Source organism: Simplicispira suum, assembly GCF_003008595.1.
GTDB lineage: Bacteria > Pseudomonadota > Gammaproteobacteria > Burkholderiales > Burkholderiaceae_C > Simplicispira > Simplicispira suum.
The window spans coordinates 2,347,272-2,369,363 of record NZ_CP027669.1 but is presented as its reverse complement, the minus strand read 5'-3'; the positions used below and the strand labels follow the sequence as shown (position 1 = coordinate 2,369,363).

Here is a 22,092-nt window from a genome sequence, read left to right as displayed (position 1 = left end):
CGGCTTTCGATTGTAGAAACCGCTGCGGAAAGCGGCGTCAACCGCGCTGGGCCGTCATCAGAACCCAGCCGTCCTCGCTGTCGGCCACCGAGAGGGTCAGCCAGGGTGCGTACGCCTCCTGCAGTTCGGCTACCTGACGATCGAGTATGCCGGCCAACACCAGGTGTCCCCCATCGGCCACATGCGCGCAAAGCAGCGGCGCAAGCACCCGCAGGGGTGTCGCCAGAATGTTCGCCAGAACCACCTGGTAAGTGCCCGTCGCGCCGTCAGGCAGGCCCGATCGCAGTTGCACGCTGTTGGCATCGGCGTTGTAACGTGTTGACTCCACTGCGGCCGGGTCAATATCCACCGCGTCAATGTCGCGCGCACCGAACTTTGCGGTGCCAATGGCCAGAATGCCGGAGCCACAACCATAGTCAAGCACCCTTGCGGGAGCCATTTCACTGGCATGCGCTGCGATCCAGCGCAGACACATGCGGGTTGTGGGGTGCGTTCCGGTACCAAAGGCGAGCCCAGGGTCCAGGCGAATCACGTATCGGGCCTCGGCCGGTGGCTCGTGCCAGGTCGGAACGATCCAGAAGTCAGGGGTGATCGACACTGGCGCAAACTGCGACTGGGTCAGCCGCACCCAGTCCTGCTCGGCCAGCGGCGCCAGGCCCACGACATCGCAGTGCGAGAAAAAGTCCTGCGCGCTGAGCAAGTCCACCGCGTCTTGCGCCAGCGCCTGCGTCGCGAACAGCGCCAGCACACGGCTGCGCTGCCAGGCGTTTCGCGGCGCGGGCATGCCCGGTTCGCCAAACAAGGCCTGTTCGGCGTCAGTATGCGCATCAGCGTCCTCAACGGAAACGCTCAAGGCATCGAGGGCCTCCAGCGCGTCGCTCAACAGCTCCACCTGCTCTTGCGGACAGGCAAGGCTCAGTTCATGCATGCTCATGGTGCTCGCTGGCACGCGTCAGCGCTTGCGCTGCGACAGCCATTCTTCAAGATAGTGGATGTTGGTGCCACCCGTGACGAAGTTGGCATCCACCATCAGCTCACGGTGCAGCGGCACGTTGGTGTTGATGCCCTCGATCACCGTCTCGGACAAGGCCGTGCGCATGCGCGCGAGCGCCTGGTCCCTCGTATCGCCGTGCACAATGATCTTGCCGATCATCGAGTCGTAGTTGGGTGGCACGTAGTAGTTGGTATAGACATGCGAATCAACCCGTACCCCCGGCCCGCCCGGTGCGTGCCAGGTGGTGATACGTCCCGGTGACGGAATGAACTTGTACGGATCTTCGGCGTTGATGCGGCATTCGATCGCATGGCCGCGAATTTGAATCTGGCGCTGCGTGAACGGCAGCTTCTCTCCAGCAGCCACCATGATCTGGGTGCGCACGATGTCCACGCCCGTAATCCACTCGGTCACCGGGTGCTCCACCTGCACGCGGGTGTTCATCTCGATGAAATAGAACTCGCCGTTCTCGTACAGAAACTCGAACGTACCAGCGCCGCGGTAGCCGATTTTTTTGCAGGCTGCCACGCAACGCTCGCCAATTTTTTCGATCAGCTTGCGCGCAATGCCAGGCGCGGGCGCCTCTTCGATCACTTTTTGGTGGCGCCGCTGCATGGAGCAGTCGCGTTCACCCAAGTACACCGCATTGCGGTGCTTGTCGGCCAGCACCTGAATTTCAATATGGCGCGGGTTCTGGAGAAATTTCTCCATGTACACCGCCGGATTGCCGAAGGCCGCCCCAGCCTCCGCCTTGGTCATCTGCACCGCGTTGATCAGTGCCGCTTCGGTGTGCACCACCCGCATGCCGCGCCCGCCGCCGCCGCCCGCCGCCTTGATGATGACGGGGTAGCCCACGCTTTTGGCAATGCGGCGAATCTGCACCGGGTCTTCCGGCAGTTCCCCTTCCGAGCCCGGCACACATGGCACGCCCGCCTTGATCATGGCCTGCTTGGCCGACACCTTGTCGCCCATGGTCCGGATCGACTCCGGCGTCGGGCCGATGAATTGGAAGCCGCTTTTCTCCACACGCTCGGCAAAGTCGGCGTTCTCGCTCAAAAAACCATAGCCAGGATGGATGGCTTCTGCGTCTGTCACTTCGGCTGCCGAGATGATGGCAGGCATATTGAGGTAAGACAGCGGCGAAGGGGCCGGCCCGATGCACACGGCTTCTTCGGCCAGCTTGATGTATTTGGCGTCGCGATCGGCCTCGGAATACACCATCACTGCCTTGACACCCAGTTCATGGCAGGCACGCTGGATACGGAGGGCGATCTCCCCCCTATTCGCAACCAGAATCTTCTTAAACATGGGCCCCCTTCCGGCACAAGGCCGTCGCGTTCGTGCTCATGGGAACCTTACTCGACCACAAAGAGCGGCTGGCCATATTCGACGGCCTGCCCGTTTTCACCAAAGATACGGGTCACCGTACCCGACTTGTCCGATTCGATCTCGTTGAGGATCTTCATCGCCTCGATAATGCAGATCGTCTCACCCTCCTTGACGACACTGCCTACTTCGACAAAGGCCTTGGCTCCCGGGCTGGAGGCGCGGTAAAAAGTACCAACCATTGGTGACTTTACGATATGCCCTGCCGGCTCCTCAGGGACGGGAGCCGGGGCCGGCAGTCCGGGTACCGCAGCCACCGCCGCAGGTTGTGCAGCAGTGGCAGGCGCAGTGGCCGGTACCATCTGCTGAACCACAGTGCCGCCGCTCTTGACGATGCGCACTTTCCCTTCGGCCTCGGTGATCTCAAGCTCCGAGACGTTGGATTCGGAGACGAGGTCGATCAGGGTTTTGAGTTTTCGAAGATCCATGGAAGCTCCCGCAGCTGATTCAGAACAGGGGGCGAATTTACTCTAATTTCCAACTATTACATGCAATTTCGCGTTTTCCCACGCAATTTCTGTCAACTCGCAGCCAGCAGGACCGCCGTTTGCATTGAGAAATCAGCGGACCGTCGCGGTCCAGGCCTGCAGATCTTCTGGCTTGATCTGCCCCATTTTACGGTGCACCACCCTGCCATCGGCGGCAAACACCACGCTGAACGGCAGTCCGCCTGCCAGGTTGCCCAGCGAACGCGAGAGTTCTGTACCGCTCAGACCCGCCATACCTATGGGAAAGTCCACCGGACTGCGCTCGAGGAACTTGCGCACTGCAGGAGCCTTGTCCACGGCCAGTCCCAGCACCTGCCAGCCCTTCGCCCGCTGCTCGCCATAGAAACCGTTCAGCAAAGGCAGTTCGGCGATGCAGGGCGGGCACCAGGTGGCCCAGAAATTGAGCAGCAGCGGCTTGCCGTGAAAGGCTGCGGCCACCAGCGGCACGCCATCGGGGGTCTCAAAACTTTGCTCGAAAAACGCCGCATCGCCCGCCGACGCGGCAGGATCGCCATGGGGCTGCAGGCGCCACCAGGCCCACGCAGCCCCCGTGGCTGCAGCGGCGGCGGCCACCCCTGCGTACAGCAGACGGCGCCGGCTCGGGTGCGGCACGCCAGGCACGTCGGCAGAGGGGCGAAGGGGTTCGGTCACGTCATTGGCTCCATCAGAAGTTTGCGCACGGCCTGTGCATTGCCGCGGGGCGCGCGGCCGTCGCTGCCAGCGCGCAGTGCGCCGCGCAGATCGTCATGATCGTAGATCAGCAGGTGCAAACCGACCCGCTCGCCGCCTGTGCTGTTGGGCAAGGCGACACTTAGCGCCTCCACGGGTTGCCCGTGCAGACCACGCACTGTGGCGGACGCATAGCTCACACCCTGGTCAATCAGCGCAATTTCCGCTGACTTTGGGTCATCGCAGAACAATTGCAGGAAAATATCGGAATGGCGGGTCGCGGTTCCTTGCCACACCGCGCCTCCCAGGTGCGGGCGGAAACGCTGCATGCGCTCCATCCATTCCAGCGCCAACACGCGCAAGGCACGCAATTCTTCAGGCTGCGTGTCGGCGCAGAACAGCGCAATGTGCTCGCGAATCGCTTCTTCCACTGCCTTGTTGTCGGGCAGTGGGGTGCGCTCGGAGGCGCCGAGTTGCTCCAGCGCACGGCGCTTGGCGCGGCCCAGTTCAAGGCCATCCTCCACTACCAGTCGGGCGGCGGTGCGGGCGACCTCCAAAGAGAAGGATGATTCGGCAGCATGCATGCTTGCATTGTCGCCGGCCAGGCAGACCGCACGCGGCAGACGGTTTTTTGGCCCCAGCGCGTCACTTGCGCTCGGCTCCACAAGTCAAAAACTATTAAAACAGTAGCATGGTCCTATTGATGCATAAGCGCCAGAGGCCAATTTCATTCAAGTTCCTGTTTACTCTCGCGCTCCACGTGCCACTAAACTTGCGCCCATGCACATTCACATTCTCGGCATCTGCGGCACCTTCATGGGTGGCCTGGCCGCACTCGCGCGCGAGGCCGGCCACCGCGTAACCGGTTGCGATGCGGGTGTTTACCCGCCCATGAGCGAGCAATTGCGCGCACTGGGCATCGATCTGATCGAAGGGTTTGGCGCTGACCAAATGGCGCTGGCCCCCGATATGTTCGTGGTCGGCAACGTCGTCAGTCGCGCCCACCTGCCAGACGGCAGTCCCAAGTTTGCGCTGATGGAAGCGATTCTGGACGCCGGCGCACGCTACACCAGCGGTCCCCAGTGGTTGAGCGAGCACATTCTGGCCGGCCGCCACGTGCTGGCGGTGGCAGGCACGCACGGCAAGACGACAACGACCTCGATGCTGGCCTGGATTCTCGAGTCCAGCGGCCTGGCACCGGGCTTTCTGGTGGGGGGCGTACCGCTCAACTTCGGCGTTTCGGCTCGCCTGGGGTCGAGCGAGCAGCCGGGAACGCAGGGTGGTGCACCGCTCTTTGTCATCGAGGCCGACGAGTACGACACGGCGTTCTTCGACAAGCGCAGCAAGTTCGTGCACTACCGGCCGCGCACCGCCGTGCTCAACAACCTGGAGTTCGATCACGCCGACATCTTTGACGATCTTGCTGCCATCGAGCGCCAATTCCACCACTTGGTGCGCACCGTGCCGGCGTCAGGCTGCGTGGTGGTGAATGGCCTGGAAGAAAGCCTGGCACGCGTGCTGCACGCGGGCTGCTGGAGTCCGGTCAGCAGTTTTGGCAGTGCGGTCAGCGACTGGAGCGCAAGTGGCGAGCCAGGCGCCTTCGACATCTTGCTGCGCGGCCAGCGCGTCGCGCGTCTGGAGTGGGCACTGACCGGCACGCACAACCAGCTCAATGCCCTGGCGGCCATCGCCGCAGCAGCGCATGTGGGCGTAGAGCCGGCAGTGGCGGCGCAGGCACTGCAGACCTTTCAAAACGTGCGCCGGCGCATGGAACTGCGCGGTACGGTGCGCGGCATTGCGGTGTACGACGACTTTGCCCACCACCCGACCGCCATACGCACCACCCTGGACGGCCTGCGCCGCAGCCTGGGCGGCCAGGCGCGCATCCTTGCGGCGTTCGAGCCGCGCAGCAATACCATGAAGCTGGGCACCATGAAGGCCCAATTGCCCTGGGCTCTGGAGAGCGCCGACCTGGCGTTTTGCCATACTGCGGGGCTGGACTGGGATGCCGACGCCGCGCTGGCGCCCATGGGTACCGGTCCAGGCGGGCGCGCCCAAACTGCTGCCACGCTGGATCAATTGGTGCAGCAGATCACCCAGGCAGCGCTGCCCGGAGACCACATTGTGTGCATGAGCAACGGGGCCTTCGGCGGCGTGCACGCGCGCCTGCTCGAAGCGCTGGCGCATTCATCTGCTACTGTTTAAATAGCGTTCAACGCTTACGTAGTAAGCGCTAAATGCCATTTTTTCTAATAACTGATGGCCATGGAAGGCAGGTCGATGCGCACCACGGTCTTGGCCAGGGCGCCGCTGGTGGCGCGCGCAAATTTCTGAAACCAGTCCGGGTCGGCCAACAATACCGGTCCGGCTGCGCGCGCCACGGTCAGCACCTTGTCGGCCAGCAGCAGTTTTCCGCTGGCGCGCAGGGGCTCGCATTCGAGGCGCGTGAATTCATCGTCCAGCCAGCGGCGCGCCACATCGGATGGCATCGCCTCGTGGCCTTCGAGGTCGAAACGAAATTCCTGGTTGCGGTCGACGGTGACCGACACTTCGCTGTGCATGGTGGGCCTTTCTTTTGAAACGAACGGGTCGGGCGCCTGCCCGGCTTCACAAAAACAAGCTTACACCGCCGCCTTGCGCCGGGTGGTGACCGCAGCCGCGAGTTCTTCCAACGTGGCCAGTGACGCGTCCCAGCCCAGGCAGGCATCGGTAATGCTCTGACCGTAGGTCAGCGCTGCGGGCTGGTCTTTGCCGGGCGTGAACTTCTGGGCACCCGCCACCAGATGGCTCTCGATCATCAAACCGAAGACGCTGCGCGAGCCCGCAGCCACTTGCGCCGCAATGTCGCGCGCCACATCCTGCTGGCGTTCGTGCTGTTTGCTGCTGTTGGCGTGGCTGCAGTCGACCATCAAGGTCGCTGGCAGTTTGGCGGCTCCGAGGTCCTTGCACGCAGCCGCCACGCTGGCGGCGTCGTAGTTGGGCGTCTTGCCGCCGCGCAGGATCACGTGGCAATCCTTGTTGCCCTTGGTATCGACAATCGCCACCTGGCCGTTCTTGTGCACCGACAAAAAGTGGTGACCGCGGCTGGCCGACTGGATGGCGTCGGTGGCGATGCGGATGTTGCCATCGGTGCCGTTCTTGAAGCCGATGGGTGCCGACAGGCCCGACGCCAGCTCGCGGTGCACCTGGCTTTCGGTGGTGCGCGCGCCGATGGCGCCCCAGCTGATCAGATCACCGATGTACTGGGGCGAGATCACGTCGAGGAACTCGCTGCCCGCCGGCACGCCCAGGCGGTTGATGTCGATCAGCAGCTGGCGCGCGATGCGCAGGCCTTCGTCGATGCGGTAGCTCTCGTCCAGGTAGGGATCGTTGATGAGGCCTTTCCAGCCCACCGTGGTGCGCGGTTTTTCAAAGTACACGCGCATCACGATTTCCAGAGTGTCCTTGTACCTTTCGCGCGCCGTCTGCAGCTTGCGGGCATAGTCCAGCGCCGCTTCCGGGTTGTGGATGGAGCACGGACCGATGACCACCAGCAGGCGATCGTCCTTGCCGGCCATGATGTCGTGGATGCTGCGCCGCGTGCGCTTGATCAGGCTCTCGGCCTTGGTTCCGCGAATCGGGAAGAAGCGGATCAGATGCTCTGGGGGTGGCAACACGGTGATTTCCTTGATGCGTTCGTCGTCGGTTTCGCTGGTTTTCTCGACGCTTCGGTACCAGGCATCGCTGGAAGGGTGTGCTGCTGCAGTCATGGAACTCTTTCGAAAAATGTAAAAAAGAGGAGATCGGAAAAACAAAAAACCGCCGGGCTTTGCAGCGTCGGCGGTTGGGTGGGAAGTGTTCAGGTGCTTGCGCGCTTGCCTCTCATCCGCCAGGGACCGAGAACCAAAACCAAAAGTAGAAAGCGCTGCGCAAATGCATGGGCGCGAATGTATCACAGCGCCGGTGCGTCATTTGCCAGTTTATTTTCTTCTGCGGCGCAACCAGGCCAGTGCACGCTGCCAAGCGCTGCCGGGCTTGGGGCGAGAAGCCGGCTCGCTGTGCACGTTCTCGCCCTGCTCGTACATGTCGATCAGTAGCAGCCCCTCGCCCAGGGTCCGCCAGGACAGCAACTCCACACGATCAAACGCTGGCCCCTCCAGCGGGCTGCGTTGCGCCAACGCATGGTGCCAGGCCTCGACGGCACGGCGCAGGCTGCGCAACGCGAGCTGGTAAGAACCCATCTCGTACAGCGCGTGCCAGGCCGAGCCCATGCCGGTCACGAACAACTGGTGCTCGCGCACGCACTTCATCAGGTTGGCCGCCTGGCGCGTGATCTCCGGGGTGTCCGGCACGGCCGGCGCGGTTGGCGCCGCGCGGCGGGTAGTGATGGCGTCGTCTATCTGCAGAGCCAGTGCACCGATGCTGTCGCGCAGCTGGCGCGACTCTTCGTCGGCCACGCCCGAGCGCAAAAAGCGGCTGACGTCGCCAAACGACTGGACGGTGAGCTGCGAGCGGGAACGCGATGCGACCATGGCCGCATTGTGCGCGAGGCTGCTGCGGCTCGGACCTTGGTTTACGCGGTTCCGCCCACCGTCAGCCCATCGATGCGCAGGGTGGGCTGGCCAACGCCGACAGGCACGCTTTGGCCTTCCTTGCCGCAGGTGCCGACACCGCTGTCGAGCCGCATGTCGTTGCCGATCATGCCCACGCGCTTGAGCGATTCGGGACCGCTGCCAATGATGGTGGCGCCCTTGACCGGGTATTGGATCTTTCCGTTTTCGACCCAGAAAGCTTCGCTGGCCGAGAACACGAATTTGCCCGAGGTGATGTCCACCTGCCCCCCACCGAAGTTGGTGGCGTACAGGCCCTTCTTGATGCTGGCGACGATTTCCTTGGGGTCCTTGTCGCCGCCCAGCATGTAGGTGTTGGTCATGCGCGGCATGGGGATGTGCGCGTAACTCTCGCGCCGGCCGTTGCCGGTGGGGGCCACGCCCATCAGGCGGGCATTGAGCGAATCCTGGATGTAGCCCTTGAGAATGCCGTCCTCGATCAGCACGTTGCGCCCGCTGGTGTGGCCCTCGTCGTCCACGTTGAGCGAGCCGCGCCGGTCTGGCAGCGTGCCGTCGTCGAGCACCGTGACGCCCTTGGCCGCCACGCGCTGGCCAATGCGGCCGCTAAAAGCGCTGGACCCTTTGCGGTTGAAGTCGCCCTCCAGACCGTGGCCGATGGCTTCGTGCAGCAGGATGCCGGGCCATCCGGGGCCGAGGACCACCGTCATTTCGCCGGCCGGCGCCGGGCGCGACTCGAGATTGACCAGGGCTGCATTCACGGCCTCGTCCACGTACTGGGCGATTTGTTCGTCGTCGAAATACGCCAGGCCAAAGCGTCCGCCGCCGCCCGCCGAACCCATTTCGCGCCGGCCGTCCTGCTCGGCAATCACCGTGACCGACAGGCGCACCAGGGGGCGGATGTCGGCTGCCAGCGTGCCGTCGGCGCGCGCCACCAGCACCACGTCGTACTCGCTCGCCAGCCCGGCCATGACCTGCGCCACGCGCGGGTCCTTGGCGCGGGCGCGCTGCTCGGCACGCTCCAGGAGTGCCACCTTGTCGGCGCTGCCCAGGGTGCCAATGGGGTCAATGCCGACATACAGCGATCGGCTTTTTGCTATCTTTTTAGAAGCTATTCGCGCGCGTCCCTGCTGCGCGGATGCCGAAATTGACCGCACGGTTCGGGCCGCATCAAGCAGCGAGGCTTCAGAAATGTCATCGGAATAGGCAAACGCCGTTTTCTCGCCGCTGACGGCGCGCACGCCCACGCCCTGGTCAATCGAGAAGGAGCCGGTCTTGACGATCCCCTCCTCCAGGCTCCAGCCCTCGCTGCGGGTCGTCTGAAAGTACAGATCGGCGTCGTCCACGCGGTGCGCGCGAATCTCAGCCAGCGCGCGTGCAAGGTGGCTCTCGTCCAGACCGAAAGGGGTCAGCAGCAGGCTCGCGGCCAGGTCGATGCGCTCGCGCGTGGGGGCCGCGTGGGATGCGGCAGAAGGGGTACGGGTACTCATCAAGGCATTTTAGGGCGCGGCCCCAAAACCCCGCCCAGCGCGCCGCAGTTCCCACACCGGGGAACGCTCAGAGCGTCTGATCGTCCAGTGCCGCGCTGGCGGCGTTGGCCTGCACCGACTCGATGCCGCCATCGCGCGCTTTGGCGCCCGAATACATCTGGCTTTGGCCGATGACCTGGCCGTTGAGCGCCTTGAGCGTGAAGTAAGGGGAGCCGTCCTTGGCCGACAGCCGGCCGTAGCGCGTGTCGTCGGGCCCGTTTTTTCGCACCGATTCGATGCCGCCCAGCGCGCTGGCTTTGGACTCATAGGTCTCGCTGGTCAACACCACCTGGCCGTTCGCCGCCAGCAGGTTGAACACGAATTTTTCGTTCCGGGTTTTTTTCAGCTCGAACCTTGCGGCCATGCGGATCTCCTCATTGCACCAAAACGGCTTGGCCCCTGCCTTGTACCTTCCGGGAGTCGATATGGCAAGGCGCCCGCCAACGCCCATCAGCGTGCCTGGGACAGATCACGCTGCGAGCGCACGATGGACATCAGAATGCCCAGCGACAAACCCAGCGTCACCATGGCCGTACCGCCGTAGCTGATGAAAGGCAGGGGCACGCCCACCACCGGCAAGATACCGCTCACCATGCCCATATTGACGAAGGCGTAGGTGAAGAAAATCATGGAAACAGCCGCAGCCATCAGGCGGGAAAACAAGGTGCTCGCGTGCATGGCAATGGCCAAGCCGCGCCAGACCAGCAGCAGAAAGCAGGCGATAAGCACCAGATTGCCGATCAGACCGAACTCCTCGGAAAATGCGGCAAAAATAAAGTCTGTTGTGCGTTCGGGAATGAACTCCAGGTGTGTCTGCGTGCCAGCCATGAAGCCTTTGCCAAAGGTCCCCCCGGAACCGATGGCGATCATCCCCTGAATGATGTGAAAGCCCTTGCCCAGCGGATCCCGCGTCGGATCCAGCAGCGTGCAGATGCGCTGCTGCTGGTAGTCGTGCAGCACCGGCCAGCGCACGCCTTCGGCGCACAACTGCGGCTCGAACCCGACGATCAGCGCAATGCCGACGGCGCCCAGCAAGACGGGCGGCAGCACCAGCTTCCAGGACAAGCCGGCAAAAAAGATGACTGACAGGCCCGCCGCCAGCACCAAAAGCGACGTTCCCAAATCGGGCTGCTTCATGATCAGGCCCACCGGCATGGCCAGCAGCAGCCCTGCCACGGCAAAGTCCACCGCACGCAGTTGTCCCTCGCGTTTCTGGAACCACCATGCCAGCATCAAGGGCATGCCGATTTTGAGCAGCTCGCTCGGCTGGATCACCACCCCCAGGTCAATCCAGCGCTGCGCGCCCTTCTTGGTGATGCCGGCCACCGCCACGGCCACCAGCAGCGCGACACCAGCGGCGTAGATCGGCGGAGCCAACGCCATCAACCGCTGCGGCGGAATCTGCGCCACGACAAACAGCAGCGCAAGAGCAATCAGCATGTTGCGTCCATGGTCGGCAAAGCGGGTGCCGTGGTCGTAGCCGGAGGAGTACATCGCCAGCAGCCCCGCACCAGCCAGAACCAGCACCAGCAGCAGCAGCCAGCCGTCAAAGCCACGAAACAGCGGCAGGACGCGTGCCAGCAGCGTAGGTTGGTTGATCGTGGTTTCCATGGGGGGCGATTATCGCGGCCCGCCCTTTTGCGTCCGGCTCGCAGACAATCACTTGATGGAATCGCTGCATACGTCCGTCCCCACCACGCACCTGCTTTACCTGCACGGCTTTCGCTCATCGCCCCAATCGGCCAAGGCGCGCCTCATGGCCTCGTATGTGGCAGAACAGCATCCCCGCGTCCAATTCTGGTGCCCGCAGCTGCCTCCATCCCCCCGCACTGCAATGAACATGCTAAGCCAAGGCATTGCCCCCTGGCCCCACGCCAGCATGGCCGTCATAGGCTCCTCGCTGGGCGGCTACTACGCCAACTGGGTGGCGCAGCAGGCGCGCTGCCCCAGCGTATTGCTGAACCCGGCCGTGGACCCGGCGCGCGATCTGGCGCACCACATTGGGGACCAGACCAGCTGGCACGACCCGGCCGAGCATTTCTATTTCGCGCCGGAGTTCGTCGATGAGCTGCGCGCCCTGGACCTGCGGGGCCGGCCCCCGGCAGCACGACAGATGGCCATCATCGCCAAAGGGGACGAGGTGCTGGACTGGCGTGAAATGGCGGGACGTTACGCGGATGCGCAAATCACCCTGCTCGAAGGCGGTGACCATGCACTAAGCAATTTCGCGCAGCATCTGCCTGATGTAGCGCGGTTTCTGCGATTGGCCTGAGAACCACCGAAGCAGCACGAAGTCCCCGTGCAAACCTGGCTCAGTGCCGAACGGTGCACGCCACACCGGGACGCGAAGCCTGTTTCAACCACGCGATCAGGTCGGCACGCTCGGCGTCGTCCTTCACTCCGGCATAGCCCATGGCGGTTCCGGGCACGGCTTTCATGGGATCTCTCAGAAAGACGTTGAGCGACTTCTCATTCCACACCGTAGTGCTTGCGCGCATCGCCTTGGAATAGTCCGCGTACCCAGGCGCCGTCCCGGCGCGGCGCCCAAACAGTCCACAGTGCTGCGGGCCGGTCCGGTTGGCCTCAATGGCGTGGCAGGCGGCGCAGCGCGCATAGACCTGCTCGCCGCGTGCCAGCGCCGCTGCGTCCGGCGCCGCGCTGGCTGTGGTCGCTAGCAGGCTGCCTGCCAGCCCCAGAGCCAGAGAAAGCCAGCACGGTTTCATGACATGAAAGCCGAAGGCACAGGAGACTCGCCGAGCACCTGGCGCAGCACGGCCCAGTGCATGGCTTCGTCGCCCAGAATGCTGGCCGCCACTTGCGCCAGGTTGCGGTCGGCAAACAGGGGCACAGCGCCCAGGTAGGCCGAGATCGCGCCGCGCTCCAGACCTGCGGCAAAACGCAGCACATCGGCTTCCGCTTTGAGTTTTTCCACTGGAAACTGGTACTTTTCCTTGGCAGCTACAGGCTTTCCGCCGAGTTTCTCCACCACCGCGGCAATCGCGGCCGCATGCTCCTTGTGGTGGCCCTGGAACTGCACAGCCACCGGCAACACGCCTTTGCTGAGCAATCCGCTCTCGGCCCCCACCTGGTAGGCGGCAATGGCCTCCAGTTCGGCGCCCAGCGCGGAATTGAGGATGCGCACATCGGCCTCGAGCTCTTTGCCGCTGACCTTGGCGCCGGCCGCCAGCGCGTCGCGCCCGCCCAGCAAGGCCACGGCGCTTGCCGAGAGCACGGCCGCACCAGAGACCGACATGGCGCGGCGGCGCGAGAGGAACAGGGCTTGCGAAGGGACGTAGATGGAAGTGTTCTTCATGATGTTCTCCGTGGGTTGATAAAACTTGGACCCCGCATTCAGGGCCGCACAATGCGATTGCGCTGCTCCAGTTCGGCCAGCACGTGGCGCACGACCTGGTCACAGCGCTCGCCAGCAAAGGCAAAGACGCTCTCGGCATGGGATTCGATTTGCGCGCCAAGGGCATCGCGCAGCATGGAGCGGGCGCGCAGGTAGCGCGTTTTGACCACCGCATCGCTCACCTGCAGGCAGTACGCTGCTTCGTCCACGCTCATTTCCTGCACGGCGCGCAGCATGAACACGCTGCGGTAGATCGGCGGCAGGCCTTCGATGGCGGACTGCAGCAAGTTGCGCAGCTCGGTGCGCGCAGCCGCAGACTCGGGCGACGCGCTTTTGGGGGCGCTAAAAGACATCATGTGCTCCGGGGAAGGTTCGTGATCCACGTCCTGCGTGAAGTCCGTGGGCACCGATCGGCTGCGCCGGCGCAATACATCAAGCGCCAGGTTGATGGCGATGCGCGCCAGCCAGGTGCCCAGCGACGCGTTGCCTTGAAAATCCTGCAGCCGCGTGAAGGCGCGCAGATAGGTTTCCTGCACCACGTCCTGCGCCTCGGCGTCGTCGCTGACCACGCCGCGCGCCGCACGAAACAGCAGCCGGTTGTGGCGCCGCATGATGGTTTCGAACGCGCTCTGCTCGCCTTGCCGCGCGCTTGCCACCAATTGCTCGTCGGAACCCGTGGGAAGTGGTTTCAGCAGGGCGCTGGAAAGAGACGAGGGATGCATGGTGAAGCTCGCTGTTTTGGAAGGTTGTACTCATTGGACGCTGGCCATGCAGAAAAGGTGACAGGCCCCTGCATACCTGCAATGGCCATGTGCACAAACCCAGTTTCCAGGCCGGGCCAGAATGGCACCTCGTTCAACCGAGTCAGCCCATGAAACTTGCCTTGCTCTCTGACCTGCACCTTTCGGTGCAACCCCTGGACCCACCACAGACCGATGCGGATGTCGTCGTTTTGGCGGGCGACCTGCAACGCCCGGCACAGGGCATGGCCTGGGCGCGCCAGTTCACGCAGCCCACGCTCTACGTCGCCGGCAACCACGAGTTCTATGGCTCGGACCTGGTGAGCACCATGGCGAGCCTGCGTGCAGAGGCGCAGGGCAGCCAGGTGCGCGTGCTGGAACGCGAGGAATGGCGCCATGGCGGGGTGCGCTTCCTGGCCTGCACCTTGTGGTCGGACTACCGGCTGTTCGACTCACCGGAGCAGCGGGAAGACGGCCTGCAAAAGGCGCAGGAGTTCGTGCGCGACTTCAGCCGCATTGGTCTGTCGCCGGATTTTCCGGACCGCTTTACGCCTGCTGTCTCGCAAATGCTTTTTGACCAGTCGGTCGCCTGGCTGGAAGCGCGCTTTGCCGAGCCCTTCGAGGGTTCAACGGTAGTGATTACTCACTTTGCACCATCTCCTGGCAGTATTGCACCCCAGTTTGTCGGGTCGCCGCTGAACGCCTGCTTTGTCTCCAACCTGGAAGCGCAGATCCTGCGCTGGCAGCCCCGCCTGTGGCTGCACGGCCACGTGCACCACAGCTGCGACTACCTGCTTGGCGCCACGCGCGTCGTGGCCAATCCACGCGGTTACGCCCCCAAAGGCGTGGTGGAAAACGCGCAATTCGCACCCGGCCTGCTGATCGAGGTGTAGCCCAGGCGCCCTCACGGCCCCGTGCGGCCATGGGACAATTCGGCCAATGCACGCACTTTTTGAAGATTCCGGCAAGTTCTTCGCCGGCCGCATCCTGTCAGAAGCCGAGTCCTCGGCCCAGGTTGAGCTCGATTCGGGCAAGCGGGTCAAGGTCAAGGCCGCCAACCTGCTGCTCAAGTTCGAGAAACCCGCGCCAGCTGAGCTGCTGGCCCAGGGCCAGGCGCTGGCGGAGTCCATCGACCTGCCGCTGGCCTGGGAGTTCGCGCCCGAAGGCGAATTTGGCTTTGCCGACCTGGCGCGCGAGTATTTTTCCGAGCAGGCCACGTTGACCGAGCAGGCGGCCGCGCTGTTTCGCCTGTACGAGGCGCCGCACTACTTCCGCCGCGCCGGCAAAGGGCGCTTCAAGAAGGCGCCGGCCGAGATCCTGGCGCAGGCGCTGGCCGCCATCGAGAAGAAAAAGGCGGTCCTGGCGCAGATTGCCGAGTGGGCCGAGCAACTGGGGCGCGGCGAGTGCCCGGCGCCGATTCGCGAGCAGCTCTACAAGATTCTGTTCCGGCCCGACAAGAACGCACCCGAATACAAGGCCGTGGTCGAGGCCAGCCGCGCCACGCACACCGCGCCGCTTGAGCTGCTGCAAAAGGCCGGCGCCATCGATTCGAGCTACCAGTTCCACTGGAAGCGCTTTCTGTTCGACAACTTCCCGAAGGGCACGGCCTTCCCCGCGCTCGATGCGCCGCAGCCGCCGGCCGACCTGCCGCTGGCCGATGTGCAGGCTTTTTCCATCGACGATTCGCAGACCACGGAAATTGACGATGCGCTCTCGGTCACCGGGCTCGGCACCGGCACGGTCACGCTGGGTATCCACATCGCCGCGCCGGGCCTGGCCATCGCGCCGGGCAGTGTGCTCGACCAGCTCGGCCGCCAGCGCCTGTCCACCGTTTACATGCCGGGCTACAAGCTGACCATGCTGCCCGGCAGCGTGGTGCAGATCTACACGCTGGACGAAGGCCACGACAATCCCGCCGTGTCGCTGTACTGCAGCATCGACGAGGCCACGCTGGAGATCACCGCCACCGAAACGCGCCTGGACCGCGTGCCCGTGGTAGCCAATCTGCGCCACGACCAACTCGACCACATCGTTACCGAAGACTGGCTGGGCGACGGGCAAAATTCGAACGAAAATACGCCCCAGCGCTTATCTGACCTGCGTCCGCAGCTATCGTTTTTATACCGCCTGGCCAAAGACCTCAAAGCCAAACGAGAAGTGGTGCGCGGCAAGCCCGAGAACTTCAACCGGCCGGACTACAACTTCAAGCTGGTCGGAGGCAACGCAGATGGCGGCGAGCCCGACGGCAGCGAAACGGTGCAGATCAGCACCCGCCAACGCGGCGCGCCGCTGGACCTGATCGTGGCCGAGGCCGCCATCGTCGCCAACAGCACCTGGGGCCAGTGGCTTCACAGCTTGGGTGTGCCCGGTATTTACCGCAGCCAGGCCAGCATGGCGCCGGGCGTGAAGGTGCGCATGGGCACCAAAGCCCTGCCCCATGCCGGCATGGGCGTCAAAAGCTACACCTGGGCCACCAGTCCGCTGCGCCGTTATGTGGACCTGGTGAACCAGTGGCAGATCATTGCCTGCGTGCGCCACGGCGCCACGGCAGCGCTGGCTGCGCCGTTCAAGCCCAAGGACGCCGAGCTGTTCTCCATCATCAGCAGCTTCGACGCCACTTACAGCGCCTACAACGGCTACCAGGCCGGCATGGAGCGCTTCTGGACGCTCAAGTACCTGGAGCAGAACGGCATCACCGAATTGGAGGCCACCGTCTTCAAGGAAGGCCCGGGCGGTAGTTACCTGGTGCGCGCCGACACGCTGCCGCTCGTCTTCCCGGTGCTGGGCGCGCAAAACCTGCCGCGCGGCGCGCGCTTGCGCGTCAAGCTCGGCGAGATCGACGACATCACGCTCGACCTGCACGGTACGGTGCTCGAACGCATCGACGACCCGCTGGACCCGAGCGACGACGGCCCGGTGGACGACGAAGGGGGCGACGATGGCGACGAGGCCGTGGCCGGCCCGATTGCCATTGCCGTGGACATGAACGAAACCGAAGCGGCTCCGGCCGACGCCGCTGCACCGTGAAACTGCCCGCCTCGCTCCGCACCCTTAGCACGCTGCAAATCACGCTGGTGTTTTCGGTGCTGGCGCATGCGCTGCTGCTGTCGGTGCGTTTTGTGGCGCCCGAGCAATTCGATCGGGTTTTCCAGGACACGCCGCTGGAGGTGATTCTGGTCAACGCGCGCACCAATGAGGCGCCACCCGAAAAAGCCCAGGCCATTGCCCAGCACGCCTTGGCCGGCGGCGGCGAGGCGGCCAAGGGCCGGGCCACCAGCCCGGTTCCTTATTCGGCCCTGACCCGCGTGGGCAACGATTTTGAAGACGCGCAGAAAAAGGCCGACGCTCTGCTCGAGCAGCAAACCCAGCTGCTCGCCCAGTTGCGCCGCCAGGTGGCCGCCCTGCCACCGCCCGATCCGCGCAAATCAAGCGAAAGCGCTGGCGCGCGGGCCCAGGAAGAGCGCCGCCGCCAGCTGGTGAAAATCCTGGCGGAGATCGAGCGGCGCATCAACGAAGAAAACGCCCGTCCCAAAAAGCGCTACATCAGCCCATCGACGCGCGAAGCTGCCTACGCCGTGTACTACGACGCGCTGCGCCGTAAGGTCGAAGACAAGGGTACCGAGAATTTCCCCGAGAAAGCCGGCAACAAGATCTATGGCGAACTGACCATGATCGTCACCGTCAACCACGACGGCCGCGTACTGGAGACCGAAGTGGTGCAGGGCTCGGGCAACCCGCTGCTGGACCACCGCGCCCAGGCCATTGCCCGCGCCGCCGGACCCTTTGGCCCCTTTACCGCCGAAATGCGCGCCAAAGCCGACCAGATTGCCGTGGTCTCGCGCTTCAAGTTCACGCGCGACCAGACCCTGGAAACTTCGGTGCGGTAAACCTCTCCAGCGTCCTTGGCGCCAGCCAGCCAGGGCCGCTGCGCCAGGAAGAAACACGATGACTTCATCCGCTCCATCCGTCGATTTGTATTGCGTCCTGGGCAACCCCATTGCCCACAGCCGATCGCCCTGGATTCACGCCCGGTTTGCCGAACTGACCGGCGAGCGCCTGCACTACGAAGCGCGCTTGGTACCGCTGGACGGTTTTGCCGGCGCCGTCGCGCTGCTTGCCGCCGAGGGCGCGCGCGGCTGCAACGTCACCGTGCCTTTCAAGCTTGAAGCCGTGGCCGCCGCCACCCAGTGCAGCGAACGCGTGCAGCTGGCGGGCGCAGCCAACACCTTGAGCTTTGTGGACGGCGCCATCCTGGCCGACAACACCGACGGCCTGGGACTGGTTGCCGACATCACGCGCAATGCGGGTTTTGACATTGCCGGGTGCGACGTGCTGCTGATCGGTGCCGGCGGCGCCGCCGCCGGGGCGCTGGCCCCGCTGCTGGCCGCCGGCCCGCGCCGCGTGGTGGTGGCCAACCGCACGCTGGCCCGCGCCGAGGCGCTGGTGCAGGCCCACGCGCCGCTGGCCTTGCTATACAAAACAGAGCTGTTAGCGCAATCCACACAAGCGCTAGGGCATGATTTTGATCTGATTATCAACGCCACGGCCAGCAGCCTGGCGGGCGACGCGGTGCCGGTGCCGGCACAGGTCCTGCGCCCCGGCAGCCTGGCCTACGACATGATGTACGGACCGCCAGCCCAGGGCTTTCTCGACTGGGCAACGGCCGGCGGCGCCCAGGCGCGCGACGGCCTGGGCATGCTGGTGGAGCAGGCAGCCGAGGCCTTTGCCCTCTGGCGCGGCGTGCGCCCGCCGAGCGCACAGGTGCTGCAGGAGATGCGCGCTGCAGCAACAACGGGCGCAGGGCTTCCATGAAGGCCTTGTGGCGCTGGGTGGCGCTCGTGCTCATGGCGTTTGTCGCCCTGCAGCTCTTTTTCGTCCTGCGCATTGCTGCCATGGTCGTGGTGGATCCGCAATCGACCAGCTTTCAGCGCAGCGAAATCTGGGCGCAAATGCTGTCGGTGGGGCGTGGCGGCGAGCTGCACTGGCGCCAGCAGTGGCTCCCGTACGAGCAGATTGCCGAGCCTCTGAAGCGCGCGGTGATTGCCTCGGAGGACGACGGTTTCGTCAACCACGATGGCGTGGACTGGAACGCCATTGAAAAAGCCTGGGAGCGCAACAACCGCGCCGAGGAGCAGGCCGCCAAAGCCAGCGCCCGCAAGAGCGACCGACCCGTGCGCGCGCCCAAAATTCGCGGCGGCTCCACCATTACGCAGCAGCTCGCCAAGAACCTGCTGCTCTCGGGTGAGCGCACGATGCTGCGCAAGGGCCAGGAATTCGTGCTGACCCTGCTGCTGGAAAGAATGCTGTCCAAACAGCGCATCCTGGAGATTTACCTCAACAGCGTGGAATGGGGCGACGGCGTCTTTGGCGCCGAAGCTGCGGCGCAGCGCTACTTCAAAAAGAGCGCTTCACGTTTGAGCAACCAGGAAGCCGCGCGCCTGGCCGTCATGCTGCCAGCGCCCAAGCGGTTCGAGAAAAACCCCGGCTCGGCCTACATTGCCGGGCGCACGCGCACCATCATGGGACGCATGTCGAGTGCCGAATTGCCGTAGTTCGGCTTCATGCCAATTGATGGCGCTGCCGTCCCAAACTCTCAATTTCCAGCTCCACCACATCGCCCGCCTGCAGGTACGGGAAGCGCCCCGACATCGCCACGCCCTCGGGCGTGCCCGTGAGAATGACGTCGCCGGGCTCGAGCACCAGGTACTGGGAGAGGTCGTGCACGATCTGGTCCACGTTGAAAATCATGTCTCGGGTTGATGAATCCTGGCGCGGCTCGCCATTCACCCAGGAACGGATGCGCAGATTCTCAGGCGAGACTTCATCGGGCGTGACCAGCATCGGCCCGAGCGGACAGAAGCCGGGCAGGGATTTGCCCTTGCCCCACTGCGATCCGCTTCGCTCCAGCTGAAACCGGCGCTCGGACAGGTCGTTGGCCACGCAATAGCCGGCAATGTGTGCCCCTGCTGCGGCCACCGAGGGCAGGTAGCTGGCGCGTTGGCCGATGACCACCGCCAGCTCCACCTCCCAATCCATGCGCGCCGCGCCAGGTGGCACAGCCACCGCGTCGTTCGGGCCGGCGACGGTATTCGGATGCTTGAAGAACAGCACCGGGTGCTGCGGCGCCGGCATTCCGGACTCCGCCGCATGCGCCGCGTAGTTGAGGCCGATGCACAGAAGCGCCTGAGGCCGCGCAACGGGGGCGCCGACACGCAACGCCTCGGCACCGACCAATGGCTTGAGTTCGCCGCCCTCCAGCGCCTCGGCCACACGGCGGGTGCCGCCACTGGCCCAAAAAGCGCCATCCAGGTCTTGCGTGAGCGTGCGCAAGTCCCAATACGTGCCGCCCGAGCACACTGCCGGCATCTCTTCCCCCCAGGGACCAAGTCGAAAAAACTGCATGCTGCTCCCCTTCACGTCTTGACCGGCTGTTCGGCACGCTGGAAAACATGTTTCATCACGAAATCGGGCGTGACTTCTTCGCCCGACATCACCATAGCAATCAGCTCGCCGCCGAGCACCTGGGGCGAAATCACCACGTCTGGCTGGGCCAGTTTGACGCGGCTCAGGTGCGCGGCGTCGTTCACCGCAGCAACCGTGCGCGCCTTGCCGCCCAGCTCCTTGACGGCAAGGATGACAAAGGCGTTTTCTGAATCGTCCACCATCATCGCCAGCACCGCCTGGGCGCGGTGGGCGCCTGCTTCCTTGAGCACCTCGGTGCTGTTGGGGTCGCCTACGACGATATCCATGCCGCCGTCGCGGGTCTCGGCGTCCTCGGGCGCTGAGCGCAGCAGCCGCGTAACCGGGTGGCCGCGGCGCTGCAGCTCGCGCGCCGTGTTGATGGCCAGCGACCCGTTGCCGATGACGACGAAATGATTTTCCCGTTTCATGCGCGACCCCTTGCGATTGACGATTTTCTGCAGGCTGTTGCTGACCATCGGTGCAATCACGGCCGTCAACGACGTCGCAAACACCGCCACACCAAGAATGATGATGGAAACGGTAAACAACTTCGATTCGGCCGTCTGCGGGGTAATGTCGCCATAGCCGACCGTGCTCATGGTGACCAGCGCGTAATACAAGGCAGTGATCAGATCGGTGATTTCCGGTTTGAACTCCCCGCCCAGGTAGTACGCCCCAAACGTCGCGTACATCAGCAGCATCACCACCGAAGTGACTGCAAACAGCGTGCTGGCAGCCACGCTGCTGCGGTCAAACTGCCGCCAGGCCACTGTCAGGGCCACCAGCACCAGCGCAAAATAGACCAGCAGAAGGTGCGATTGCAGGTGCTGGCCAAACAGCAGACTCGCCGCCCCGGTGATGGCCAGCAATGTGGCCATGGTCCAGGCCAGGCGCGAGCGCAGCAGCAGGCCCACCGCCATGATCAGCATGCCGCCACCAATCAACAGGGGAGGCAGCAGGCTGGCAGGCAGGTCAAAACGCCCGTGCAACAGCGCGTCAAGATAGGCGCGCGCATGGCCGCCAAAGTCTTGCTGCAGCAGCAGCAAGCCACCACCGGCCAGCGCCACGGCCAGCGGCACATGGGGGAACCACAGTTCGCCGCGCGCCAGTGCATACCAGCGGCGAAGAATGGAACGCAGTCGGTTCAGGGGAGAAATTTTCACGGCGCCTGGCCGCGTCTGGCGACGATAGTGAGCGACGTTCCATGCTAACAGCGCCGTCGAAGTGGGCATGCTGCGCTCCGGTCTCCACCCCCTGCCGCCCCTATGATGGGCGCCGCAAGGAGCACTCTCTTTCCGACTCCATATTTCAAGAAAAATTGGCCTCTAGCGCATATGCAACAAGCGCTATTAGCTACTCAATCAATAGCACATGCGCATTCTTGGTATCGACCCCGGCCTGCAAACCACGGGCTTTGGCGTGGTGGATGTAGACGGCCACCAACTCGCCTACGTGGCCAGCGGCACCATCCGCACCACGCAGCTCGCGCTGGGCGATCTTCCGGGTCGCCTGAAGGTGCTGTTCGACGGCATCGGCGAGGTGGTGGCGCGCTACCAGCCCGACGTGGCGACGGTGGAGATCGTGTTCGTCAATGTCAACCCGCAGTCGACCTTGCTGCTGGGCCAGGCGCGCGGTGCAGCCATCACGGCGCTGGTGGCCGGCAACCTGCCTGTGGCCGAGTACACCGCGCTCCAAATGAAAAAGGCCGTGGTGGGCCACGGGCGCGCCGCCAAAAGCCAGGTGCAGGAAATGGTGCGCCGCCTGCTCAACCTGCCCGGTCTGCCCGGAACCGATGCGGCAGATGCGCTGGGTATGGCCATCACCCATGCCCACGCCGGGGCCGCCATGGCACGGCTGGGCGAAGCGGCCACGCTCAATCGGCGCCAGCACGCCATGTACAAGGGCGGGCGCAGCTACTGACGCTG

Annotated in this window: 24 protein-coding genes; 8 read left to right on the top strand and 16 right to left on the bottom strand. The window is 64.3% G+C overall.

The features are described 5' to 3' along the window. Nucleotides 1-37: 37 nt before the first annotated feature. From prmA to C6571_RS11015, 5 genes are all read right to left on the bottom strand, one after another. On the bottom strand, nucleotides 38-928 hold the full coding sequence (gene prmA / locus C6571_RS11035) for a 50S ribosomal protein L11 methyltransferase (protein WP_106448186.1): 891 nt from the start codon (nucleotides 926-928) through the stop codon (nucleotides 38-40). A 24-nt stretch (nucleotides 929-952) separates the two neighbouring features. Next, nucleotides 953-2,302 carry an acetyl-CoA carboxylase biotin carboxylase subunit gene (gene accC, locus C6571_RS11030; RefSeq protein WP_106446723.1) on the bottom strand — a complete coding sequence of 450 codons (1,350 nt, stop codon included), beginning with the start codon at nucleotides 2,300-2,302 and terminating at the stop codon, nucleotides 953-955. A gap of 47 nt (nucleotides 2,303-2,349) precedes the next feature. Continuing rightward, nucleotides 2,350-2,808: an acetyl-CoA carboxylase biotin carboxyl carrier protein gene (accB, locus tag C6571_RS11025; RefSeq protein WP_106446722.1), complete on the bottom strand. Its 459-nt coding sequence runs from the start codon at nucleotides 2,806-2,808 to the stop codon at nucleotides 2,350-2,352. A gap of 132 nt (nucleotides 2,809-2,940) precedes the next feature. Then, entirely contained in the window at nucleotides 2,941-3,519 is a 579-nt protein-coding gene (locus C6571_RS11020) for a TlpA family protein disulfide reductase (protein WP_106446721.1), read from the bottom strand. Then, nucleotides 3,516-4,121: a hypothetical protein gene (locus C6571_RS11015; RefSeq protein WP_106448185.1), complete on the bottom strand. Its 606-nt coding sequence runs from the start codon at nucleotides 4,119-4,121 to the stop codon at nucleotides 3,516-3,518. The genes C6571_RS11020 and C6571_RS11015 overlap by 4 nt, the downstream gene beginning before the upstream one ends. 196 nt (nucleotides 4,122-4,317) lie before the next feature. Between C6571_RS11015 and mpl the strand changes: the two genes are divergently transcribed. Continuing rightward, nucleotides 4,318-5,742 carry a UDP-N-acetylmuramate:L-alanyl-gamma-D-glutamyl-meso-diaminopimelate ligase gene (gene mpl, locus C6571_RS11010; protein ID WP_106446720.1) on the top strand — a complete coding sequence of 475 codons (1,425 nt, stop codon included), beginning with the start codon at nucleotides 4,318-4,320 and terminating at the stop codon, nucleotides 5,740-5,742. A gap of 44 nt (nucleotides 5,743-5,786) precedes the next feature. On the opposite strand, the gene C6571_RS11005 is transcribed toward mpl, so the two are convergent. From C6571_RS11005 to rodA, 6 genes are all read right to left on the bottom strand, one after another. Continuing rightward, nucleotides 5,787-6,098, bottom strand: coding sequence for a hypothetical protein (locus C6571_RS11005; RefSeq protein ID WP_106446719.1), 312 nt, complete (start codon nucleotides 6,096-6,098; stop codon nucleotides 5,787-5,789). Nucleotides 6,099-6,158: 60 nt separating this feature from the next. Beyond that, nucleotides 6,159-7,286 (bottom strand): 3-deoxy-7-phosphoheptulonate synthase, encoded by a 1,128-nt coding sequence (locus tag C6571_RS11000; RefSeq protein ID WP_106446718.1) that lies wholly within the window; start codon nucleotides 7,284-7,286, stop codon nucleotides 6,159-6,161. A gap of 210 nt (nucleotides 7,287-7,496) precedes the next feature. Beyond that, entirely contained in the window at nucleotides 7,497-8,048 is a 552-nt protein-coding gene (locus C6571_RS10995; RefSeq protein ID WP_106446717.1) for a hypothetical protein, read from the bottom strand. 41 nt (nucleotides 8,049-8,089) lie between these two features. Then, entirely contained in the window at nucleotides 8,090-9,574 is a 1,485-nt protein-coding gene (tldD, locus tag C6571_RS10990) for a metalloprotease TldD (RefSeq protein WP_106446716.1), read from the bottom strand. 67 nt (nucleotides 9,575-9,641) lie between these two features. Continuing rightward, entirely contained in the window at nucleotides 9,642-9,977 is a 336-nt protein-coding gene (locus C6571_RS10985; protein WP_106446715.1) for a YegP family protein, read from the bottom strand. Between the two features lie 86 nt (nucleotides 9,978-10,063). Continuing rightward, nucleotides 10,064-11,224, bottom strand: a complete 1,161-nt coding sequence (rodA, locus tag C6571_RS10980; RefSeq protein WP_106446714.1) for a rod shape-determining protein RodA — start codon at nucleotides 11,222-11,224, stop codon at nucleotides 10,064-10,066. Nucleotides 11,225-11,279: 55 nt separating this feature from the next. On the opposite strand from rodA, the gene C6571_RS10975 reads away from it, so the two are divergent. Continuing rightward, nucleotides 11,280-11,885 carry a YqiA/YcfP family alpha/beta fold hydrolase gene (locus C6571_RS10975; protein WP_106446713.1) on the top strand — a complete coding sequence of 202 codons (606 nt, stop codon included), beginning with the start codon at nucleotides 11,280-11,282 and terminating at the stop codon, nucleotides 11,883-11,885. Nucleotides 11,886-11,925: 40 nt separating this feature from the next. On the opposite strand, the gene C6571_RS10970 is transcribed toward C6571_RS10975, so the two are convergent. The 3 genes from C6571_RS10970 to C6571_RS10960 form a co-directional block, all read right to left on the bottom strand. Continuing rightward, nucleotides 11,926-12,336: a c-type cytochrome gene (locus tag C6571_RS10970; RefSeq protein WP_106446712.1), complete on the bottom strand. Its 411-nt coding sequence runs from the start codon at nucleotides 12,334-12,336 to the stop codon at nucleotides 11,926-11,928. Further along, a complete protein-coding gene (locus tag C6571_RS10965) occupies nucleotides 12,333-12,866 on the bottom strand; it encodes a ferritin-like domain-containing protein (protein WP_245901543.1) in 534 nt (177 codons plus the stop codon). The genes C6571_RS10970 and C6571_RS10965 overlap by 4 nt, the downstream gene beginning before the upstream one ends. 98 nt (nucleotides 12,867-12,964) lie before the next feature. Beyond that, nucleotides 12,965-13,687: an RNA polymerase sigma factor gene (locus C6571_RS10960; protein ID WP_106446710.1), complete on the bottom strand. Its 723-nt coding sequence runs from the start codon at nucleotides 13,685-13,687 to the stop codon at nucleotides 12,965-12,967. 149 nt (nucleotides 13,688-13,836) lie between these two features. Here C6571_RS10960 and C6571_RS10955 point away from each other — a divergent pair, with 149 nt between their 5' ends. From C6571_RS10955 to mtgA, 5 genes are read left to right on the top strand one after another with little or no spacing between them, the layout of a single operon-like run. Then, the gene (locus C6571_RS10955) at nucleotides 13,837-14,598 is read left to right on the top strand and encodes a metallophosphoesterase family protein (protein ID WP_106446709.1); all 762 of its coding nucleotides are present in this window, start codon (nucleotides 13,837-13,839) and stop codon (nucleotides 14,596-14,598) included. Between the two features lie 46 nt (nucleotides 14,599-14,644). Then, nucleotides 14,645-16,732: a ribonuclease catalytic domain-containing protein gene (locus tag C6571_RS10950; protein WP_106446708.1), complete on the top strand. Its 2,088-nt coding sequence runs from the start codon at nucleotides 14,645-14,647 to the stop codon at nucleotides 16,730-16,732. Further along, nucleotides 16,729-17,592: an energy transducer TonB gene (locus tag C6571_RS10945; RefSeq protein WP_106446707.1), complete on the top strand. Its 864-nt coding sequence runs from the start codon at nucleotides 16,729-16,731 to the stop codon at nucleotides 17,590-17,592. Before C6571_RS10950 ends, C6571_RS10945 begins: the two co-directional genes overlap by 4 nt. Before the next feature lie 58 nt (nucleotides 17,593-17,650). Then, entirely contained in the window at nucleotides 17,651-18,517 is an 867-nt protein-coding gene (gene aroE / locus C6571_RS10940) for a shikimate dehydrogenase (RefSeq protein ID WP_106446706.1), read from the top strand. Next, a complete protein-coding gene (gene mtgA / locus C6571_RS10935) occupies nucleotides 18,514-19,257 on the top strand; it encodes a monofunctional biosynthetic peptidoglycan transglycosylase (protein ID WP_106446705.1) in 744 nt (247 codons plus the stop codon). The genes aroE and mtgA overlap by 4 nt, the downstream gene beginning before the upstream one ends. A 7-nt stretch (nucleotides 19,258-19,264) precedes the next feature. Here the strand turns inward: mtgA and C6571_RS10930 are convergent, their stop codons facing one another. Together C6571_RS10930 and kch are read right to left on the bottom strand one after the other, a co-directional pair. After that, complete coding sequence (locus C6571_RS10930) at nucleotides 19,265-20,107, bottom strand: fumarylacetoacetate hydrolase family protein (RefSeq protein WP_106448184.1); 843 nt, start codon at nucleotides 20,105-20,107, stop codon at nucleotides 19,265-19,267. A gap of 11 nt (nucleotides 20,108-20,118) precedes the next feature. Continuing rightward, complete coding sequence (gene kch / locus C6571_RS10925; RefSeq protein ID WP_170094723.1) at nucleotides 20,119-21,399, bottom strand: voltage-gated potassium channel protein; 1,281 nt, start codon at nucleotides 21,397-21,399, stop codon at nucleotides 20,119-20,121. A 139-nt stretch (nucleotides 21,400-21,538) separates the two neighbouring features. Here kch and ruvC point away from each other — a divergent pair, with 139 nt between their 5' ends. Then, the gene (gene ruvC, locus C6571_RS10920; RefSeq protein WP_106446704.1) at nucleotides 21,539-22,087 is read left to right on the top strand and encodes a crossover junction endodeoxyribonuclease RuvC; all 549 of its coding nucleotides are present in this window, start codon (nucleotides 21,539-21,541) and stop codon (nucleotides 22,085-22,087) included. Nucleotides 22,088-22,092: the final 5 nt, after the last annotated feature.

Excerpts from the sequence above, each read along its gene's own strand:
- prmA (WP_106448186.1), bottom strand. The coding sequence starts at position 928 with ATGCATGAACTGAGCCTTGCCTGTCCGCAAGAGCAGGTGGAGCTGTTG.
- accC (WP_106446723.1), bottom strand. The coding sequence starts at position 2,302 with ATGTTTAAGAAGATTCTGGTTGCGAATAGGGGGGAGATCGCCCTCCGT.
- accB (WP_106446722.1), bottom strand. The coding sequence starts at position 2,808 with ATGGATCTTCGAAAACTCAAAACCCTGATCGACCTCGTCTCCGAATCC.
- C6571_RS11015 (WP_106448185.1), bottom strand. The coding sequence starts at position 4,121 with ATGCATGCTGCCGAATCATCCTTCTCTTTGGAGGTCGCCCGCACCGCC.
- mpl (WP_106446720.1), top strand. The coding sequence starts at position 4,318 with ATGCACATTCACATTCTCGGCATCTGCGGCACCTTCATGGGTGGCCTG.
- C6571_RS11005 (WP_106446719.1), bottom strand. The coding sequence starts at position 6,098 with ATGCACAGCGAAGTGTCGGTCACCGTCGACCGCAACCAGGAATTTCGT.
- C6571_RS11000 (WP_106446718.1), bottom strand. The coding sequence starts at position 7,286 with ATGACTGCAGCAGCACACCCTTCCAGCGATGCCTGGTACCGAAGCGTC.
- C6571_RS10995 (WP_106446717.1), bottom strand. The coding sequence starts at position 8,048 with ATGGTCGCATCGCGTTCCCGCTCGCAGCTCACCGTCCAGTCGTTTGGC.
- tldD (WP_106446716.1), bottom strand. The coding sequence starts at position 9,574 with ATGAGTACCCGTACCCCTTCTGCCGCATCCCACGCGGCCCCCACGCGC.
- C6571_RS10985 (WP_106446715.1), bottom strand. The coding sequence starts at position 9,977 with ATGGCCGCAAGGTTCGAGCTGAAAAAAACCCGGAACGAAAAATTCGTG.
- rodA (WP_106446714.1), bottom strand. The coding sequence starts at position 11,224 with ATGGAAACCACGATCAACCAACCTACGCTGCTGGCACGCGTCCTGCCG.
- C6571_RS10975 (WP_106446713.1), top strand. The coding sequence starts at position 11,280 with ATGGAATCGCTGCATACGTCCGTCCCCACCACGCACCTGCTTTACCTG.
- C6571_RS10970 (WP_106446712.1), bottom strand. The coding sequence starts at position 12,336 with ATGAAACCGTGCTGGCTTTCTCTGGCTCTGGGGCTGGCAGGCAGCCTG.
- C6571_RS10965 (WP_245901543.1), bottom strand. The coding sequence starts at position 12,866 with ATGTCGGTCTCTGGTGCGGCCGTGCTCTCGGCAAGCGCCGTGGCCTTG.
- C6571_RS10960 (WP_106446710.1), bottom strand. The coding sequence starts at position 13,687 with ATGCATCCCTCGTCTCTTTCCAGCGCCCTGCTGAAACCACTTCCCACG.
- C6571_RS10955 (WP_106446709.1), top strand. The coding sequence starts at position 13,837 with ATGAAACTTGCCTTGCTCTCTGACCTGCACCTTTCGGTGCAACCCCTG.
- C6571_RS10950 (WP_106446708.1), top strand. The coding sequence starts at position 14,645 with ATGCACGCACTTTTTGAAGATTCCGGCAAGTTCTTCGCCGGCCGCATC.
- aroE (WP_106446706.1), top strand. The coding sequence starts at position 17,651 with ATGACTTCATCCGCTCCATCCGTCGATTTGTATTGCGTCCTGGGCAAC.
- mtgA (WP_106446705.1), top strand. The coding sequence starts at position 18,514 with ATGAAGGCCTTGTGGCGCTGGGTGGCGCTCGTGCTCATGGCGTTTGTC.
- C6571_RS10930 (WP_106448184.1), bottom strand. The coding sequence starts at position 20,107 with ATGCAGTTTTTTCGACTTGGTCCCTGGGGGGAAGAGATGCCGGCAGTG.
- kch (WP_170094723.1), bottom strand. The coding sequence starts at position 21,399 with ATGCCCACTTCGACGGCGCTGTTAGCATGGAACGTCGCTCACTATCGT.
- ruvC (WP_106446704.1), top strand. The coding sequence starts at position 21,539 with ATGCGCATTCTTGGTATCGACCCCGGCCTGCAAACCACGGGCTTTGGC.